Here is a 16,362-nt window from a genome sequence, read left to right as displayed (position 1 = left end):
CCTGCCCACGAGCATGTCTAATAGATTACGGCCAGCACCGGGCGGCTGCTCGGCCAGTCGACGGGGTCGGCGCTCGTCGCCGCGGAGATCCTCGAGGAGGCCGCCACGACGGGCCTGGGCGCGACGGGCCGGACGCTCGCCGGCTCGACGACGGCGCTCGACGTCGTGCGCCGGGAGCCCCACGGGGTCGTCGCCGTCATCACGCCGTGGAACGACCCGTTCCCCGCGGCCGCCGGGCTCGTCGCCGCGGCGCTGGTCACCGGGAACACCGTGGTGCACAAGCCGTCGGAGCGGAGCGCGCTGCCGGGGTGGGAGCTGGGCCGGATCATCGCCGAGGCGCTGCCCGCCGGTGTGCTCAACGTCGTGAACGGCGACGGGGAGACCGGCCAGGCGATCGTCGCGGACCCGCGCGTCGCGCTCGTCGCGCAGGTCGGCAGCTCGGCGACCGGACGCCGGATCGCGGCCGTCGCGGGCGAGCGCGGCGCGCGCGTGCTGCGCGAGAACGGCGGCAAGGACCCGATCGTGGTGGACGCGGGCGTCGACCCGGCGTGGGCCGCGCAGCAGATCAGCATCGGCGCGTTCGTGAACACCGGGCAGCTGTGCACGTCGGTCGAGCGCGTCTACCTGCACGAGGACGTCGCGGACGCGGTCGTCACCGAGCTCGTCGCGATCGCCGAGGGCATGAAGGTCGGGGCGCCCGACGACGACGCGACCGACCTCGGCCCGCTCGTCGACGCGCAGCAGCTCGCGGTCGTCGAGGCGCACGTCGACGCGGCGGTCCGCGCGGGTGCGGAGGTCCGCACCGGTGGCCTGCGGCTCGACGGTGCCGGGGCGTTCTACCCGCCGACCGTGCTCGACGGGTGCACCGCCGACATGGACGTCCTGACCGAGGAGACGTTCGGCCCGGTGGCGGCGATCACGCGGGTGCCCGACTTCGACACGGGCCTGGCGCTCGCCAACGAGGGCCGGTACGGGCTCGCGGCGACGGTGCTCACGCCGCGCCTCGACCACGCCCTGCTCGCCGCCGAGGAGCTCGAGGTGGGCACGGTCAAGATCAACGCGGTCTTCGGCGGTGCACCCGGCGGCTCCGCGGACCCGCGGCGCGACAGCGGGGCCGGTGCCGGGTACGGGCCGGACCTGCTCGCGGCGATGACCGTGCTCAAGGCCGTGCACCTCGAGCCCGCGGTCGTCGCATGAGCCGGCGCAGCCGGCGGAGCTCCGCCGACGACGCGGCGGCGGGCGGACCGGCACGCGACGGCAGGGCTGCCGGCGCGGAGGAGGACGACACGTACGCCGCCGTCACGCCGCTCCCGGTCGCGTCGGCCGACCTCGACGCCGCGGTGCAGCGGGTGCTCGGCGAGGGTGCGCGGCTGCGCGAGTCGCAGCGCGACGCGCTCGACGGGCTGCGCGACCGGGACACGCTGCTCGTCGCGCGGTCCGGCGCCGGCAAGACGGCCGTCTACGCGATCTCGACGCTGCTGACGGGACGGCTCACCGTCGTCGTCTCGCCGCTCCTCGCGCTCCAGCGCGACCAGGTGACCGCGCTGCGCGAGGCGGGGCTGCGCGCCGAGGCCGTGAGCTCCGCCCGCACCGCACGCCAGCAGCGCCAGGCGCTCGAGCTCGCGGTCGCCGGGGAGCTCGACGTGCTGCTCCTCGCGCCCGAGCAGCTGGTGCGCTCGGCGGTGATCGACGAGCTCGTGACCGCCGACGTCGGGCTCGTCGTGGTCGACGAGGCGCACTGCGTCGCGGAGTGGGGTCACGACTTCCGGCCCGACTACCTGCAGATCGGCGCGGCCGTCGAGCGCCTCGGCCGTCCCCGGGTGCTCGCGATGACGGCGACCGCGTCGCCGCACGTGCGCGACGAGATCGTCGAGCGGCTCGCGATGCACGAGCCGCGCGTGCTCGTGCACGATGCCGACCGGCCCAACATCTGGCTCGGCGCGCACCACGCCGCGACCGAGCCCGAGCGCGACCAGCGGGTCGTCGCGTGGGTCCTGGAGCAGGAGGGCGCCGGGATCGTCTACGGGCGGACCCGGACCCACGTCGAGGCGCTCGCCGCCGCCCTGGCGGACGCCGGCAAGCCCGCGCTCGTCTACCACGCGGGGCTGCGGGCAGCCGAGCGCGCGGCGGCGCAGGACGCGTTCCTGCGCGGGGACGCCGACCTCGTGGTCGCGACCAGCGCGTTCGGGATGGGCGTCGACCGGCTCGACGTGCGCTTCGTGGTGCACGCCGGGCCGTCGCCGTCGCTCGACGCGTACTACCAGGAGGTCGGGCGCGCCGGGCGCGACGAGGAGCCCGCGACCGCGGTGCTGTTCACGCGGCCCGACGACTTCGGGCTCAACCACTACCTGCGCTCGGGCGGGGGCCCCCGCCCGGAGACGGTGCGCAAGGTCCTGCGCGAGCTCGCGCAGGAGCCGGCGACGCGCGACCAGCTCGTCGAACGCACCGGGCTCACGACGCGCACGCTCTCGCGCGTGCTCGGGGCGCTGCTCGGCGTCGAGGCCGTCCGGCAGGACGGCGACCTGCTGCACGCGGGCGAGCTCACGCCGGCCAAGGCCCTCAAGGCCGTGACCGAGCGGCGCGAGCGGCTCCAGGAGATCGACACCACGCGCGTCGAGCTCGTCCGCACCTACGCGGACGCGACCGACTGCCGCCGCCGCCTGCTGCTCGAGCTGCTCGGCGAGGCGCACCCGCAGCAGTGCGGTCGGTGCGACAACTGCGAGCAGGGCACGTCGCTCGACGTCGACGAGTCCCGGCTGCGGACCGGGGAGCACGTCGAGCACACCGAGTTCGGCCCCGGGGTCGTGTCGGTCGTCGAGGCGGAGCGCGTGACGGTGCTGTTCGACGAGCGCGGGTACGTCACGCTCGACACGGCGATCGCGCTCGACTCGGGGATCCTCGTGGTCGTGCCCGGTGCGTCGGGCGGCGCCGTGGTGGGCGACGCGGCGTCGGAGCCGTCCACGGCCGAGGCGGGAGCCGCATGACCGACGTGCTGCCGGAGGCGGGCGAGCCGGTCGACGAGGTCGGCCGGCCCGGCCTCGGGGCGGGTGCAGGGCTCCGGGCCGACGACGGCCTCCCGCGCGCGGTCCCTCCCTCACGCGCCGACGCGCTCCTCGCGGGCGACGACGCACGGGCGCTGCACCGCGGCGCCCCGCGGGTCACGACGAACCCGCGACGCACGACCGTCACGCTCGGCAGCGAGGCCGAGGTCGTCGCGACCGAGCTCGGAGCCCCGGGCACGCGCGGGCCGACGCTCGTGCTCGTGCACGGCATCGGCGTGTCGGGCCGGTACTTCGCGCCGCTCGCCGACGTCCTGGCCCGCGACCACGACGTGCTCGTCCCCGACCTCCCGGGCTTCGGGCGCTCACCGCGGGGAGGCCAGCGTCCGACGATCGAGGACCTGGCGGCGACCCTGCGCGACTACCTGCGCGCCGCGGAGCTCGACCGGCCCGTGCTCGTCGGGCACTCGATGGGCGCGCAGGTGGTGGTCGAGGCCATGCGGCAGGCGCCCGGCGCGGCCCGGCGCGGCGTGTGCATCGGCACCGTGATCGACAGCCGGGCGCGCAACCCGGTGCGCCAGGCGCTGCGGCTCGCGCGGGACGGCCTGCACGAGCCGCTGCGGGCCAACGCGATCATCACCTCGGACTACCTGCGCGCCGGCCCCCGCTGGTACACCGCGATGCTGCGTCCGATGCTCGGGTACGCGACCGAGGAGGCCGCCGCGCAGGTGAGCGACGAGCTGCTGTTCGTGCGCGGCGAGAAGGACCCCATCTGCACGCGGCGCTGGCAGGCCGAGCTGGCCGCCGCCGCCCCGCGCGGCCGCAGCGCCGAGGTCGCCGGTGCCGGGCACGTCGCGATGTACACGCACCCCGAGGACGTCGCCGCGCTGGTGCTGGGGGAGGTGCCATGAGCCCGTCGTCCGTCGTGGACGTGCTGCGCAAGGGGGCCTGGTGGGCCGCCGACTACGCGTACGTCGCGTGGTGGCAGGTCGCCGGCCTCGTGCGCCGCGCGAGCGCCGACGACTGGCTCGACCCCGACCCGCGCGTCGAGCCCGCCGTGCTCCTGCTCCCGGGCGTCTACGAGACGTGGAAGTTCATGCACCCGCTCGCCCGCGCGCTGCACGAGCGTGGGCACGCCGTCCACGTCGTCGACCAGCTCGGGTTCAACGCCGGCGCGATCCCGGCCGCGGCGGACCTCGTCGCGGAGCAGATCCTCGCCGAGGACCTGCACGACGTCGTGATCGTCGCGCACAGCAAGGGTGGGCTGATCGGCAAGACAGTCATGGGCCGCGCCGACGTGGGGGAGCGGGTCGCGGGGATGGTCGCGATCAACACGCCGTTCGCCGGCTCGCCCTACGCCCGCTGGATCCCGCTGCGCAGCGTCCGGACGTTCCTGCCGGACGACGAGGTGCTGACCGCGCTGCAGGCGCACCAGGTCCCGAACAGCCTGATCACGAGCGTCTACACCCGCTTCGACCCGCACATCCCCGGCGGGAGCGAGCTCGTCGGTGCGCACAACGTGCAGCTCACGACGCCCGGGCACTTCCGGGCGCTGAGCGACCCGGAGCTCGTGCCGCTGCTCGTCGAGGAGCTCGCGCGCCGCGTGCGGAGCTGAGGTCGCCGCACGTCAGTCGTCGATGCCCGTGCCGCGCCCGTCCGCGTCGTCGGCCCCGTGGGCCTTGCGCGCCTCGAGGAGCGGGACGACGAGCCACAGGACGGTCAGGAACACGAGCGTCCCGCCGCCCGCGAGGTACCCGGCGGTGCGGTCCACGACGAAGTCGAACAGCAGGAGCGCCGCGCCGCTCAGCACGAGCGCGAGGAACGCGAGCCCGGCGCGCGCGAGCCGGTCGCCCCACTCGACGAGCTCCGGCTTGAGGCCCTTGCGGAACAGGATCCGGTGGAGGCTGACCGGGGCGGTGATCAGCCCGGTCGTCACGAGCGCGAGCAGGACGAGCACGAGGTAGACGGCGCGCTGGAACTCGTCGAGGTCGTCGAACCGCTGCTGGAACGGCACCGTGAGCAGGAAGCCCGTGAGGATCTGCACGCCCGTCTGCGTGACCCGCAGCTCCTGGAGCAGCTCGTTCCAGTTGCGGTCCATCCGCTCGGTCCGCGTCTCGCGACGGTCGTTGTGCAGCTCGAGCTCGTGCTGGGCCACCATGTCCACCTCATCGGGGTCGTGTCCGGAATGTCTGAGCGTATGGTGCCGCCTCCCCGCGCGCGGCGCGCGGTGGGACACCGCGTGCGGGTCGCATCGTGGACAGGTGTCCGGGTGGCGGCCGCGGTGCCGCCTGTCGACGCAGGTCAGCGGGAATGAACGGGACGGTGCCGCGTGTTGTGACGTACGATGAGCGACGCACGCCGGCCCCTCCGGGGGCGGGCGGGCTGTTGACAACTCAACACGGGGGTGATCGGTTTCGACGGTGATCGTCGAGCCAGGAGAAGCGGGCCGAGGACGCACGGTTATCTCGTAAACGATCCGTGCAAACCCATAGGTGCCAATACATCGCGCACCGACTTCGAACTCGCCGCCTGAGCTAGTTACGAAGTCCGTCAGCCCGAGAGTGCTCTCGACTCGGTAGCTGGCGTCATCTAGAGAGCCACTGCTCCCAGCATTCGTCGTCGGTGCTGGGGGGACTCTTAGACGACTGAGCCCGCTCGCGACATGCTTGCTAGATCGCGAGGGCTGAGAAAAAGCGCAGCAAGCTGCGCCCGGAGAAGTCCTGGTTTTTCGTCATCGGACGCGGGTTCGATTCCCGCCACCTCCACTGCTGCGAGCGCCGCAAGGCTGCCCCGGCACTCGAAGGCCGTCATCCCTCTCGCCGGGGGTGGCGGCCCTTCCTGTGCCCGGAGACGGGGGCAGCGCCCGCCCCGGGCCGGAGCGGCGCCCCGGGGCGACACGAGCGCGCGGCGATCCGAGCAAGGTCGCGACGGGCGCTCGGTGTGTCAGCCTTCGTGCACGACCGCCGCGCTGCCCCCGCCGCGACGGGCAGGTTCGGCCACGGCCAGCAGTGCGCCGTCGGGGAGGAACTCGATCGCGGTGGCCGCGCCGATCTCCGGGTTGTCGGTGAACACGTGGCCGAGGGCCTGCAGCGCCGTCCGGTCGAAGCCGGGCTCGGCCTGGACCGCAGCGGTGTTGCGCTGGGTGGCGCGGGGCGCTGCGACGGCGTCCGGCAGCTCCATCCCGAGCTCCAGGCGGTTCACGAGGACCTGCAGCACCGTCGTGATGATCGTCGACCCGCCGGGGGAGCCGAGCGCCAGGAACGGGCTCCCGTCAGCCAGGACGATGGTCGGCGCCATCGAGCTGCGCGGCCGCTTGCCGGGGCCGGGCAGGTTCGGGTCGTCGCCGCCCTGGGTGTCGGTGAAGTTGAAGTCGGTCAGCTCGTTGTTGAGCAGGAAGCCGCGGCCCGGCACCACGATCCCGTTACCGCCGAGCGACTCGATGGTCAGCGTGTACGCCACCACGTTGCCCCAACGGTCCGCCGTGGTCAGGTGCGTCGTGGACTCACCGTCCGGCACCTCCGTCCCGACCGACGCGGGCTCGCAGGCGGCGTAGTCGCCGTCCGGCACGCCGGGCGCCACCGGCTTGACGAGAGCGGTGGCCGGGTCGATCAGGCACGCCCGCTCGGCCGCGAACTCGTCCGAGAGCAGCTGGTCCAGGGGCACGTCGACGAACTCCGGGTCGCCGACGTACCGGTTGCGGTCGGCGAACGCCAGGGCACTCGCCTCGAGGTAGCCGTGCAGGGTCTGGGTCGTGTCGAACGGTCCGCCGGGACGCGACTCGAGGATGTTCAGGGCCTCGCCGACCGTCGAGCCGCCGGAGGACGGCGGCGCCATGCCGTAGACGTCGAGCCCGCGGTACGACACGAGCGTGGGTGCGCGCAGGGGCGCCTCGTAGGACGCGAGGTCATGCAGCTCGAGGAGCCCCGGGCGGACGACGAGCGGGCTGCGCCGGCTGACCGGCGGCTTCTGGACCGTGCGGACGATCTCCCGGGCGAGCCTGCCGGTGTAGAACGCGTCGACCCCGCGATGGGCGAGCACGTCGTAGGTGTCGGCGAGGTCGCGGTTGCGGAAGACCGACCCGACCGCGGGGGGTGCACCGCGCCGCAGGAAGAGGTCCGCCGACGACCGGAAGGCGGAGAAGCGCGCGACGTTCGCCGCGGTCTGGTCCGCGAACGTCTGGTCCACCACGAAGCCCCGGCGCGCCACGTCGGTGGCCCCCGTCAGGGCCTGCCGCAGGTCCAGGGAACCCCACTGGTCGAGGGCCGTCGCCCAGGTCAACGGAGTGCCGGGTACTCCCACCGACAGGCCCGACGTCACCGCGTCCGCGAACGGGAGCGGCACGCCGTCCTCCACGAACGCGTCGCTCTGCATCGCCGTCGGCGCGGTCTCACGCCCGTCGATGGTGTGGACCTGACCGGACGCCGCGTCGTAGTACACGAAGAAGCCGCCGCCCCCGATGCCCGCCGAGAACGGCTCGGTCACGCCGAGGGTCGCCGCGGCCGCGACGGCGGCGTCCACCGCGTTCCCGCCTCGGCGCAGCACGTCGAGGCCCACCCGGGTCGCGTCCGCGTCGACCGTCGTGACCGCCCCGCCGTACCCGGTGGCGACCGGGACCTTCTCGCTGTGACCCGGGTGCGGCGGGTGCGCCGAGGCGGGCGCGACGCCCACCGCCAGTGCGAGGGTGACGGCGAGCGCCACACGCGAACCGATCTGCCTGGACCGTCGCATCGGATCTCCTCGGGCGAGAGGCGGGTAGTCCCGTCCTACCACCCGCCGGCGGAGACCGTCATCCCTCTCGCCGAGGTGGCGGCCCTTCGTGCAGCCGGGGGGACGTGGCGCGCGTGGTCACGGCCGGAACGCGCTGCCCAGCTGATCCGCAGCGCCCTCGGTGGCGGGGAGCGCACCCCGCCGGACGGCGCTCACCAACGCCGCGTGGTCAGCCTCGGTCTGGTCCGCGTACGCCCGCGCGAAGGTGACCATCGCCCGGTCGAGCCGGTCCGACCGCCCGGCGTACCCCGCGATCATCGACGCCCCGCTCGTGCGCGCGTGCCCCTTGGCGAGCAGGTGCCCCACGATGCCGGCGTAGTCGGCGAGCGCCGTCGCGTCGATCGCGTCGAGCGGGACCGTGCCCTTCATGTTCCGGAACTGCCGCACGTAGTACTGCCGCTCGCCGACGGTCGTCCACCCCAGCAGCGGGTCGCTCACGGTCTGCAGCGCCTGCTGGTACTCCACGACCCGCTGGCCCTGGTGCGCGTGCCACGCGGAGTCACCGTGCACGAACGGCGCCAGCACGGAGCGACGCGCCTGCTTGAGCTGCAGGAACAGCACGTCGTCGGGGTCGCTGCCCTCGAGCAGCGCGACGTAGGCCCGCAGGCCGACGCTCCCGACGCCGACGACCTTGTGGGCGAGGTCGACGAGCGTGTAGCCGCCGAGCACGCGCCGCCAGTGCGGAGCGAGCGTGTCGAGGTAGTCGTCGAGCGCCGCCGCCAGGTGCTCGGCCTCCGGCTCCGGCACGCGGGTGATCAGGGGCGGCTGGTCCACGATCTGCCGCCGGCCCTCGTGCTCGCGCGTGAACCGCGGCAGGGCCCGGTCGCTCGTGCGTCCGCGAGCCCGCCGCGCGGCCCGGACGATCTCGGCGCGCAGCGTCTTGTCGGTCGCCGTCTCGTGCATGCGCTCGACGTCGAGCCGGTTGTAGGAGCGCAGCAGCAGCGGCTGCCCGGCGAGGAAGGCCACCTCCGCGCGGTACGCGGCGACGCACGACGCGACGGCGTCGGCGCACTGCTCCTCGCTCGCCGCGTTCTCGCGGCCGGCGACCCAGATGCTCGCGACGAGCCGGCGCAGGTCCCACTCCCAGGCGCCCGGGTGCGCCTCGTCGAAGTCGTTGAGGTCGATGACGAGCTCGCCCTCGGGCGAGGCGTAGAACCCGAAGTTGCCGAGGTGCGCGTCGCCGCAGACCACCGGCGTGATCCCCGTCACCGGCAGGCCCGCCACGTCGTGCGCCATCACGATCGCGGTCCCGCGCAGGAACCCGTACGGCGACGCGACCATGCGCGCGACCCGGATCGGCACGAGCTCCTCCAGGCGCCCCTCGTGCGACCGCCGGATCAGCTCGACCGGGTCGGGCCGGTCGGCGGGCGGGCTCCAGCGCGCGAGCGCTCGACGGGGGACCTGCGCGCGGAGGCTCTTGCCGAGGGCGAACCGCTCCTGGCGCGAGGTGGGCCGCCGGCGCAGCGACGTGAAGGCGTCGCTCTCGGCCGTGGCCAGCACGGTGTGGCGCGCGCGACTCGTCGTCACCCCGGCCACCTCCGCTCCCTGCCCCGTCTCGTTCTACCAGACCGTCCGCAGGCCCGGACGGGCGAGCGGTCCGGCCGCGGCCGCGGGCCCGCTGTGCCTAGGCTGCGCGGATGGCCACAGTCATCCTCGTCCGGCACGGGCGCACCACGGCGAACGTCGACGGCATCCTCGCGGGGCGGCTGCCCGGCGTGATGCTCGACGACGTCGGGCGCGAGCAGGCGGCGCGCACCGGGGAACGGCTCGGGGTCGTCCCGCTCGTCGCGCTCGTGTCGAGCCCCCTGGAGCGCTGCCAGGACACGGCCCGGGCTCTGCTCGAGCGGCAGGCGGGCGCGCTGGAGCTGCGGCTCGACGAGTCGCTCACCGAGTGCGGCTACGGCGAGTGGCAGGGCCGGTCGCTCGGCGAGCTCGCGAAGGAGCCGCTGTGGTCCGTCGTGCAGACGCAGCCGTCGGCCGCGGCGTTCCCGGGCGGCGAGTCCCTCGCGGCGATGCAGGCGCGCGCCGTCGCGGCGGTCCGCGGGCACGACGCGGCGTTCGAGGCCGAGCACGGACCCGGTGCGGTGTGGGCGGCGGTGAGCCACGGCGACGTCATCAAGGCGGTCCTCGCCGACGCCCTCGGCATGCACCTCGACCTGTTCCAGCGGCTCGTCGTCGGTCCCGCGTCGGTCTCGATCGTCCGGTACGGGAAGACCCGGCCCGACGTCGTCGCGACCAACACCGACGCCGGGGACCTGGCGTGGCTCCGGTCGAGCGGCCCGGTGGCCGACGCGGCCGTCGGGGGAGGGTCCGGGCACGACGGCGTCGCCCGGCAGGATCGTGGTGCTGCCTCGTAGACTGGGCGGCATGCGGACCCTCGTCCACGAGTTCGACTGGCCGGATCGCGTCGTCGTCGGGACGGTCGGTCGCCCCGGCGAACGGACCTTCTACCTGCAGGCACGCGCGGGTGCGCGCTCGACGAGCGTCGCGCTCGAGAAGGAGCAGTCCGCGGTCCTCGCCGACACGATCGACGAGCTGCTCGACCGGCTCGTCGCCGAGACGGGCAGCACGGTGAGCGTCCCGACCGAGACGCCGGCCGAGCTCGTCGACAACGAGCCGCTGGACCAGCCCGTCGAGGAGCAGTTCCGCGTCGGTGCCCTGCGCCTCGGCTGGGACCCGCGGACCGCGCAGGTCGTCATCGAGGCCTACCCGGTCGAGGCGGTCGGCGACGAGGACGAGGTCCTGCCCGAGCCGGATGCCGACGAGCCCGCCGAGATGCTGCTCGTCCGGATCCCCGTCGGCACCGCCCGGGCGTTCGCCCAGCGCACCCGTCAGGTCGTCCGCGCCGGCCGGCCGGCCTGCCCGCTCTGCGGCGGACCGGTCGACCCCGACGGTCACGTCTGCCCGCCCGCCGACGGCGTGTGACGGCTCCGGACGTCGACCTCGACGGCGGCGCGCTCGAGCTGGTCGGTCGGATCACCGCCGCCTCGAACGCGACGTTCGTCGGCAAGGTCGGTGAGGTCGCGGTCGTCTACAAGCCCGTTGCCGGCGAGCGCCCGCTGTGGGACTTCCCGGACGGGACGCTCGCGAACCGCGAGGTCGCCGCGTACCTGGTCTCCGAGGCGACCGGGTGGGACGTCGTCCCACGGACCTGGCTGCGCGACGGACCGCTCGGGCCCGGCATGGTGCAGCTGTGGCAGGAGGCCGACGCCGAGCAGGACCCCGTCGACGTGGTCCCGGTCGCGCAGGTGCCGGCGCAGGGGTGGCGCACCGTGCTCGAGGGGCGTGACGAGGACGGGAGGACCGTCGCCGTGATCCACGAGGACACCGCGGCGCTGCGGCGCATGGCGGTGTTCGACGTCCTCGTGAACAACGCCGACCGCAAGGGCGGGCACGTCCTGCCGATGCTCCGTGGGCACCGGTACGGGGTCGACCACGGCGTCACGTTCCACGAGGAGCACAAGCTGCGGACGGTGCTGTGGGGGTGGGTCGGGGAGCCGCTGTCGGCGGAGGAGGTGGCGGGGGTCGAGCGGGTGCGTTCGGACGTGGCTGGTGACCTCGGTGACCGGCTGTCGGCACTGCTGAGCGATGACGAGGTCGCCGCCCTCGCCGCCCGGTGCGACCGCCTCGTCCGGGCTGGGCGCTTCCCCGCTCCCCGGGGCGACATGCCTGCCGTCCCGTGGCCGCTGTTCTGACCGCCCGTCGCGGCGGACCGGTGGCCGCGATGGCCGAGCCCGCGCGTCGAGGACCGTGCCCGCCGCGCCCGGCCTGTCGTCAGCCCGCCAAACCCCTCCGGTAGGCGTAGACCACGGCCTGCACCCGGTCCCGCAGGTCGAGCTTCGTGAGGATGCGCGAGACGTAGGTCTTGACGGTCTCGGGGCTGATCACGAGGGTCGCGGCGATCTCGCTGTTGGACAGGCCGTCGGCCAGGAGCCGCAGCACCTCGAGCTCCCGCGGCGTCAGCGCGGTGTCCGGCGGCGTCTCCGGCGGGCGGATCCGCCCGGCGTACCGGCCGACGAGCCGGCGCGTCACCTCGGGCGCGAGCAGCGCCGCACCCGAGGCGACGGTGCGGATGCCGTGGAGCAGCTGGGCCGGTGGGGCGTCCTTGAGCAGGAAGCCGCTGGCCCCGGCGCGCAGCGCCTCGTACACGTACTCGTCGAGGTTGAACGTCGTCACCACGAGCACCTTGACCGGGCGTGCCACACCGGCGCCCGCCAGCAACCGGGTCGCCTCGATGCCGTCGAGCACGGGCATCCGCACGTCCATCACCACGACGTCGGGCTGCAACCGTCCGGCGAGGTCGACCGCCGCGCGCCCGTCACCGCACTCGCCGACGACCTCGAGGTCCGGTTGCGCGCCGATGATCGTGGCGAAGCCGGTGCGGATCAGCGCCTGGTCGTCGCACACCAGGACACGGATCGGAGCGGTCACGACGGGCTCCCGGCGGGGATGCGTGCGTGGACCACGAACCCACCACCGGGCTCCCGGTCGGCGCGCAGCTCGCCGCCGAGCACCCCTACGCGCTCGCGGAGCCCGACGAGCCCGCGACCGCTCCCGGCGGGGGCTCCCGGTCGCGACGAGGAGCCCTCGGTGCGGACCTCGACGGTGATCGCGCCGTCGTCATGACGGACGAGGACGGTCGTCGGGGAGCCGTGGGCGTGCTTGAGCGCGTTCGTGAGCGACTCCTGGACGACGCGGTACGCCGCGGCCTCCGCGCTGTCGGCGCTCCGCCGGGGATCGCCCTCCGCGACGTACTCCACGGGCTGCCCGGCCCGTCGGGTCTGCTCGACGAGCTCCGCGAGGTCGCCCACCGCCGGGGTCCGCGCGTCCGTCGCGCGCACGGTGCTGTGCCCGGGGTCGAGCACGCCGAGCAGGTGACGCAGGTCGGTGATCGCTCGGCGGCCGGTGTCGGTGACCGCGGTCAGCGTCTCGTCGAGCGCGTCGGGGTCGGCGGTCCGGTAGCGCGCGGCCTCGGCCTGGACCACCATCGCGGTCACGTGGTGGGTGACCACGTCGTGCAGCTCACGCGCGATCCGGGTGCGCTCGGCGACGCGCGCGCTCTCCGCGGCGTGGGTGCGGTGCTCCGCCTCGGCCGCCCGGGACTGCCGCAGCCAGGCGCCGACGCACCAGGCCGCCGCGAGGAGCAGGTAGAAGGTGAGGTACCCGCTCGCCTGCTCCTGGGCGCCGCTCCGGTCGATCGCGACGGTGAGCGGGAGGTACGCCGCGGTGCACAGGACCGCGGCCGTCCGGCGGAACCGGTCGAGGTGCGCCCCCGTGCTGACCAGCGCGACCGGCAGGGCGATCCCCGCCACGGAGTGGTAGCCGCGGACCTGGTCGACGGCGAACCCGAGCGACACCAGCGCGAGGCAGGCGGCCGGCCACCGCCGGCGCACCGCGAGCGGCGCCGACTGCAGTGCCACGACCGCCACGGCCAGCGCGTCCGCCGGCCGGTGCGGCACGTCCCCGAGCTGCGTGCCCTGGTTCTGCAGCGAGGGCACCAGCGGTGCCACGGCGACCAGCACGGCGAGCGGGAGGTCGCGCACCGTGACGTCGAGCCCGCGCCACGTCGTCACCACCCGCTCCCGGTCCATCACCGTCACACGCTAGTGGTGGCGAGGGAGCGGTCCGCGCGCCGCCGGGCGGGCACGATCCGCCCGCGCCGGTGGGCGAGCCGCAGGAACACGACCGCGAGCGCCGCTCCCGCCAGCACCGCGAACACGCTGCCCTCCGGTCCGAACGCGCCCCCGGACAGCAGGACCGGTCCGGACGTGACGCCCTCGAGCAGGCCCTGCGGGGTGTCGTTGCCCGAGACCTCGGTGCCGAAGATCCCCGCGGCGGCGAAGTTCCAGCCGAAGTGCAGCCCGATCGGCAGCCAGAGCGTCCGGGTGGCGACGTACGCGGCGCCGAGCATCGCCCCGGCCTCGACGGCGATCGCGACCGCGCCCCAGACCGTCGCGTGCGGGTTGGCCAGGTGGACGGCCCCGAACAGCACCGAGGTCAGCAGCAGCGCACCCCACGTGCCCGCGCGCTCCTCGACGACCCGGAACAGCACGCCGCGGAACAGGAGCTCCTCCGTCACCGCGGCGGCGGCCGTGAACCCGAGCAGTCCGACCGCGACGGTCACCGAGCCCCCGCCGTCGACCCGGTAGCCGCCGGTCAGCGCGATGCACGCGATCACCGAGCCGAACATGAGCACCCCGAGCAGGAGCCCCCGGGCGGTCGCGGAGCCGGCTCCGGCCCGCCCGAGCTCGGCCGGCTCGCGGTGCTCGGTCCGCCGGACCACCCACGTGTACGCGACCAGCGCCAGCGCCGCGGTCACCGTGCCGACGAGGAGCGTCAGGAGCCAGCTCCCGTCGACCGCGGCGGCGGCCTGGCTGCCCACCAGGGCGACGACGAACACGGTTCCGAGCTGCTTCAGCAGGCGCATGACCGGCCTCTCTCCACGTGCCGCAGCGGGGTGCCGCGGCTGTGCCTCGAACGTAGGGAGGCGGCAGGGGCGGGCGGGTCACCGTGGGGTGGGCAGCCGGGGTAGCTCTCGCGGGGGACGGCACGGCGGACGGCGACGCGGCGTCAGCCGTGGTCGTGCGAGGAGCCGGCCGGCGGACGCGCGCGCTGCGGGCCGTCCACCGCTGCCTCGCCTGACTCCACGACCACGAACTGCGCCATGAGCCCCTCGTCCTCGTGCAGCAGCAGGTGGCAGTGGAGCATGTAGGGCACGTCCGGGTCGGTGTAGTCCTCGAACCGCATGATCAGACGGTACGTCCGTCGCGGTTCGAGGTACACCGTGTCCTTGAGGCCGCCCAGCGCGGCCGGGGGCGCGTCGCCGTCGATGTCGAGCACCCGGAGCTGCACGTCGTGCACGTGGACGTTGTGCGGGACGGCGTCGTCGTTGCGGACCTCCCAGATCTCGGTGGCGCCGACCTCGACGGTCTCGTCGATCCGGGACAGGTCCATGCGGCGCCCGTTGATCTCCCGGCCGGAGACGGAGAACGTCCGGGTCACGTCGGCGTCGGCGGCCTGCAGCGGCTCGAGCGTCGTGAGCACCTCCGCGACCTGGGGTGACGCCGCCAGCGCCTCGGCTGCTCGCAGCTCCAGCACGTCGAACTCGTCGTTCGCGCCCATCGCGAACCCGGCGGCGATCCGCCCCAGGTCGGGCCGGAAGGACCGCAGCCGCACCGTCTCGCCCGGAGCCATCGTGACGACGACCTCGGCGCGCTCGCCGGGGGAGAGCCGCACGCGCGTCGCCTCGACGGGTGCCGGCAGGAGCCCGCCGTCGGAGGCGACCTGGAGGAACGTCCGGTCGTCGGCGAACCCGAAGGAGTAGGTCCGCCCGGTCGACCCGTTGAGCAGCCGCAGGCGCACCCGCTCGGTCGTGACGGCCAGGTGGGCGCCGTGCACGCCGTTCGCCGTGACGAGCGAGCCGAGCACGCCGACCTCGCCGCCGTCGAGGTCGAGCGTCCCGTCGTCGTCCAGGTTCTTGTCCTGGACCACGACCGGCACGTCGTCGACGCTGTACTCGTGCGGGAGCCCGACGTCGGGCGCGGCCGGGTCGTCGAGCAGGAAGAACCCGGCCATGCCGCGGTAGACGTGTTCCTCGGTGCGGCCGTGCGGGTGCGGGTGGTACCAGAGGGTCGCGGCCGGCTGGTCGACGCGCCACGTCGGGCGCCAGACGTCACCGGGGTCGACCGGCTGGTGCGGGCCGCCGTCCATCGCCGCGGGCAGGTGCATGCCGTGCCAGTGGACGCTCGTCGGCTCGGGCAGCTCGTTGCGGACCTCGACGGTGACCTGCTCGCCGCGCGAGGCACGCAGCGTCGGGCCCAGGAGGTCGCCGTCGAACCCCCAGGTCGGGGTGTCGACGCCGTCGACGAACTGCGTCGTGCCCTCCTGCGCGGTGAGGTGGAACGTGCGGGTGCCGTCGGCGGCGACCTGGGAGGGCGCGAGCGGCGGGACGGGCAGCGGCGTGTCGAAGTCGTCGGGCGCCGTGACCGACGAGACCGAGAGGGGCACCCCGCAGCCGCCGACGAGCGCGAGGGCGGCGGCGACCCCGACGGCCGCAGCGACCCCGCGCCTCACGGCCGTCGCCCCCGCCCGCGCTGGATCGCCTGGCCGAGCAGCCCTGCGCCGGCGCCGAGCATCGCGACCCACACGAGCTCCCACAGCGCACCGAGCACGATCACCGGCCCGGACCCGCCGGCGCCGGCGCCGCCCACGACGACCGAGAGCGTCACGATCGCCGCGCCGTACGCGACGCCGGCGAGCGTCGCGGTCGCGACCGGGCGCGGCACGTCGCGCAGCCCGAGCACGCCGACCCACACCGCGGCGGTCAGCGCGAACACGGTGAGGGCGAAGACGGGGCCGTCCCGGCCGGTGGTCCCGAGGAGCGGCCAGAGCAGCACGGTGGCGGCGAGGCCGAGGACGACGCGCCACCGGATCGGGCGCGTAGAGGTGGTGGGGGGAGTCGTGAGGTCCATGCGTCCGACGCTAGGAACGGCGGGCCGCGCGGGAATCCGTCGGGTGTCGCCGGTGCACCCCGGCATCCGGGGACGGCGGGTGTCGTCAGGAGGCGACACCCGGGGTCGCCCGCTCGGGGATGTCC

The 16,362-nt window shown here is 74.8% G+C and carries 15 protein-coding genes and 1 other RNA gene; 8 read left to right on the top strand and 8 right to left on the bottom strand.

The window, feature by feature from the left end; genetic code table 11:
• The first annotated feature begins 24 nt into the window (after positions 1–24).
• The 4 genes from AB6N24_RS11695 to AB6N24_RS11680 are packed head-to-tail and all read left to right on the top strand — an operon-like array spanning position 25 to position 4,614.
• Complete coding sequence (locus AB6N24_RS11695; RefSeq protein ID WP_412869572.1) at positions 25–1,197, top strand: aldehyde dehydrogenase family protein; 1,173 nt, start codon at positions 25–27, stop codon at positions 1,195–1,197.
• Positions 1,194–2,984: a RecQ family ATP-dependent DNA helicase gene (locus AB6N24_RS11690; RefSeq protein ID WP_412869570.1), complete on the top strand. Its 1,791-nt coding sequence runs from the start codon at positions 1,194–1,196 to the stop codon at positions 2,982–2,984. The genes AB6N24_RS11695 and AB6N24_RS11690 overlap by 4 nt, the downstream gene beginning before the upstream one ends.
• The gene (locus AB6N24_RS11685) at positions 2,981–3,910 is read left to right on the top strand and encodes an alpha/beta fold hydrolase (protein WP_412869569.1); all 930 of its coding nucleotides are present in this window, start codon (positions 2,981–2,983) and stop codon (positions 3,908–3,910) included. Before AB6N24_RS11690 ends, AB6N24_RS11685 begins: the two co-directional genes overlap by 4 nt.
• Positions 3,907–4,614, top strand: coding sequence for an esterase/lipase family protein (locus tag AB6N24_RS11680; protein WP_412869568.1), 708 nt, complete (start codon positions 3,907–3,909; stop codon positions 4,612–4,614). Before AB6N24_RS11685 ends, AB6N24_RS11680 begins: the two co-directional genes overlap by 4 nt.
• 12 nt (positions 4,615–4,626) lie before the next feature.
• On the opposite strand, the gene AB6N24_RS11675 is transcribed toward AB6N24_RS11680, so the two are convergent.
• Entirely contained in the window at positions 4,627–5,157 is a 531-nt protein-coding gene (locus tag AB6N24_RS11675) for a DUF6328 family protein (RefSeq protein ID WP_412869567.1), read from the bottom strand.
• 242 nt (positions 5,158–5,399) lie between these two features.
• Between AB6N24_RS11675 and ssrA the strand changes: the two genes are divergently transcribed.
• Positions 5,400–5,767, top strand: a transfer-messenger RNA (tmRNA) gene (gene ssrA, locus AB6N24_RS11670).
• 175 nt (positions 5,768–5,942) lie between these two features.
• On the opposite strand, the gene ggt is transcribed toward ssrA, so the two are convergent.
• Positions 5,943–7,727, bottom strand: coding sequence for a gamma-glutamyltransferase (gene ggt / locus AB6N24_RS11665; RefSeq protein ID WP_412869566.1), 1,785 nt, complete (start codon positions 7,725–7,727; stop codon positions 5,943–5,945).
• 117 nt (positions 7,728–7,844) lie between these two features.
• The gene (locus AB6N24_RS11660; protein ID WP_412869565.1) at positions 7,845–9,293 is read right to left on the bottom strand and encodes a DUF2252 domain-containing protein; all 1,449 of its coding nucleotides are present in this window, start codon (positions 9,291–9,293) and stop codon (positions 7,845–7,847) included.
• A gap of 110 nt (positions 9,294–9,403) precedes the next feature.
• On the opposite strand from AB6N24_RS11660, the gene AB6N24_RS11655 reads away from it, so the two are divergent.
• The 3 genes from AB6N24_RS11655 to AB6N24_RS11645 are packed head-to-tail and all read left to right on the top strand — an operon-like array spanning position 9,404 to position 11,461.
• Complete coding sequence (locus AB6N24_RS11655) at positions 9,404–10,123, top strand: MSMEG_4193 family putative phosphomutase (protein ID WP_412869564.1); 720 nt, start codon at positions 9,404–9,406, stop codon at positions 10,121–10,123.
• 10 nt (positions 10,124–10,133) lie between these two features.
• Positions 10,134–10,691, top strand: a complete 558-nt coding sequence (locus tag AB6N24_RS11650) for a DUF3090 domain-containing protein (RefSeq protein ID WP_412869563.1) — start codon at positions 10,134–10,136, stop codon at positions 10,689–10,691.
• A complete protein-coding gene (locus AB6N24_RS11645) occupies positions 10,688–11,461 on the top strand; it encodes an SCO1664 family protein (RefSeq protein WP_412869562.1) in 774 nt (257 codons plus the stop codon). Before AB6N24_RS11650 ends, AB6N24_RS11645 begins: the two co-directional genes overlap by 4 nt.
• Before the next feature lie 79 nt (positions 11,462–11,540).
• Here the strand turns inward: AB6N24_RS11645 and AB6N24_RS11640 are convergent, their stop codons facing one another.
• From AB6N24_RS11640 to AB6N24_RS11620, 5 genes are all read right to left on the bottom strand, one after another.
• Positions 11,541–12,197, bottom strand: coding sequence for a response regulator (locus AB6N24_RS11640; RefSeq protein WP_412869561.1), 657 nt, complete (start codon positions 12,195–12,197; stop codon positions 11,541–11,543).
• Complete coding sequence (locus AB6N24_RS11635) at positions 12,194–13,357, bottom strand: sensor histidine kinase (RefSeq protein WP_412869571.1); 1,164 nt, start codon at positions 13,355–13,357, stop codon at positions 12,194–12,196. The genes AB6N24_RS11640 and AB6N24_RS11635 overlap by 4 nt, the downstream gene beginning before the upstream one ends.
• A 5-nt stretch (positions 13,358–13,362) precedes the next feature.
• Entirely contained in the window at positions 13,363–14,193 is an 831-nt protein-coding gene (locus AB6N24_RS11630; protein ID WP_412869560.1) for a CPBP family intramembrane glutamic endopeptidase, read from the bottom strand.
• Between the two features lie 143 nt (positions 14,194–14,336).
• Entirely contained in the window at positions 14,337–15,839 is a 1,503-nt protein-coding gene (locus tag AB6N24_RS11625; protein ID WP_412869559.1) for a multicopper oxidase family protein, read from the bottom strand.
• Positions 15,836–16,237 (bottom strand): hypothetical protein, encoded by a 402-nt coding sequence (locus tag AB6N24_RS11620; RefSeq protein ID WP_412869558.1) that lies wholly within the window; start codon positions 16,235–16,237, stop codon positions 15,836–15,838. The genes AB6N24_RS11625 and AB6N24_RS11620 overlap by 4 nt, the downstream gene beginning before the upstream one ends.
• Positions 16,238–16,362 lie beyond the last annotated feature (125 nt).

The sequence above is a fragment of the Cellulomonas jepli genome (genome assembly GCF_047229345.1).
In the GTDB taxonomy this organism is placed as follows: Bacteria; Actinomycetota; Actinomycetes; order Actinomycetales; family Cellulomonadaceae; genus Cellulomonas_A.
This window is presented reverse-complemented; position numbering and strand designations above follow the sequence as displayed.

What these genes read in the sequence shown, in the direction of transcription:
- AB6N24_RS11690 (WP_412869570.1), top strand. Translation starts at nt 1,194, where the DNA reads ATGAGCCGGCGCAGCCGGCGGAGCTCCGCCGACGACGCGGCGGCGGGC.
- AB6N24_RS11685 (WP_412869569.1), top strand. Translation starts at nt 2,981, where the DNA reads ATGACCGACGTGCTGCCGGAGGCGGGCGAGCCGGTCGACGAGGTCGGC.
- AB6N24_RS11680 (WP_412869568.1), top strand. Translation starts at nt 3,907, where the DNA reads ATGAGCCCGTCGTCCGTCGTGGACGTGCTGCGCAAGGGGGCCTGGTGG.
- AB6N24_RS11675 (WP_412869567.1), bottom strand. Translation starts at nt 5,157, where the DNA reads ATGGTGGCCCAGCACGAGCTCGAGCTGCACAACGACCGTCGCGAGACG.
- ggt (WP_412869566.1), bottom strand. Translation starts at nt 7,727, where the DNA reads ATGCGACGGTCCAGGCAGATCGGTTCGCGTGTGGCGCTCGCCGTCACC.
- AB6N24_RS11655 (WP_412869564.1), top strand. Translation starts at nt 9,404, where the DNA reads ATGGCCACAGTCATCCTCGTCCGGCACGGGCGCACCACGGCGAACGTC.
- AB6N24_RS11650 (WP_412869563.1), top strand. Translation starts at nt 10,134, where the DNA reads ATGCGGACCCTCGTCCACGAGTTCGACTGGCCGGATCGCGTCGTCGTC.
- AB6N24_RS11635 (WP_412869571.1), bottom strand. Translation starts at nt 13,357, where the DNA reads ATGGACCGGGAGCGGGTGGTGACGACGTGGCGCGGGCTCGACGTCACG.
- AB6N24_RS11630 (WP_412869560.1), bottom strand. Translation starts at nt 14,193, where the DNA reads ATGCGCCTGCTGAAGCAGCTCGGAACCGTGTTCGTCGTCGCCCTGGTG.
- AB6N24_RS11620 (WP_412869558.1), bottom strand. Translation starts at nt 16,237, where the DNA reads ATGGACCTCACGACTCCCCCCACCACCTCTACGCGCCCGATCCGGTGG.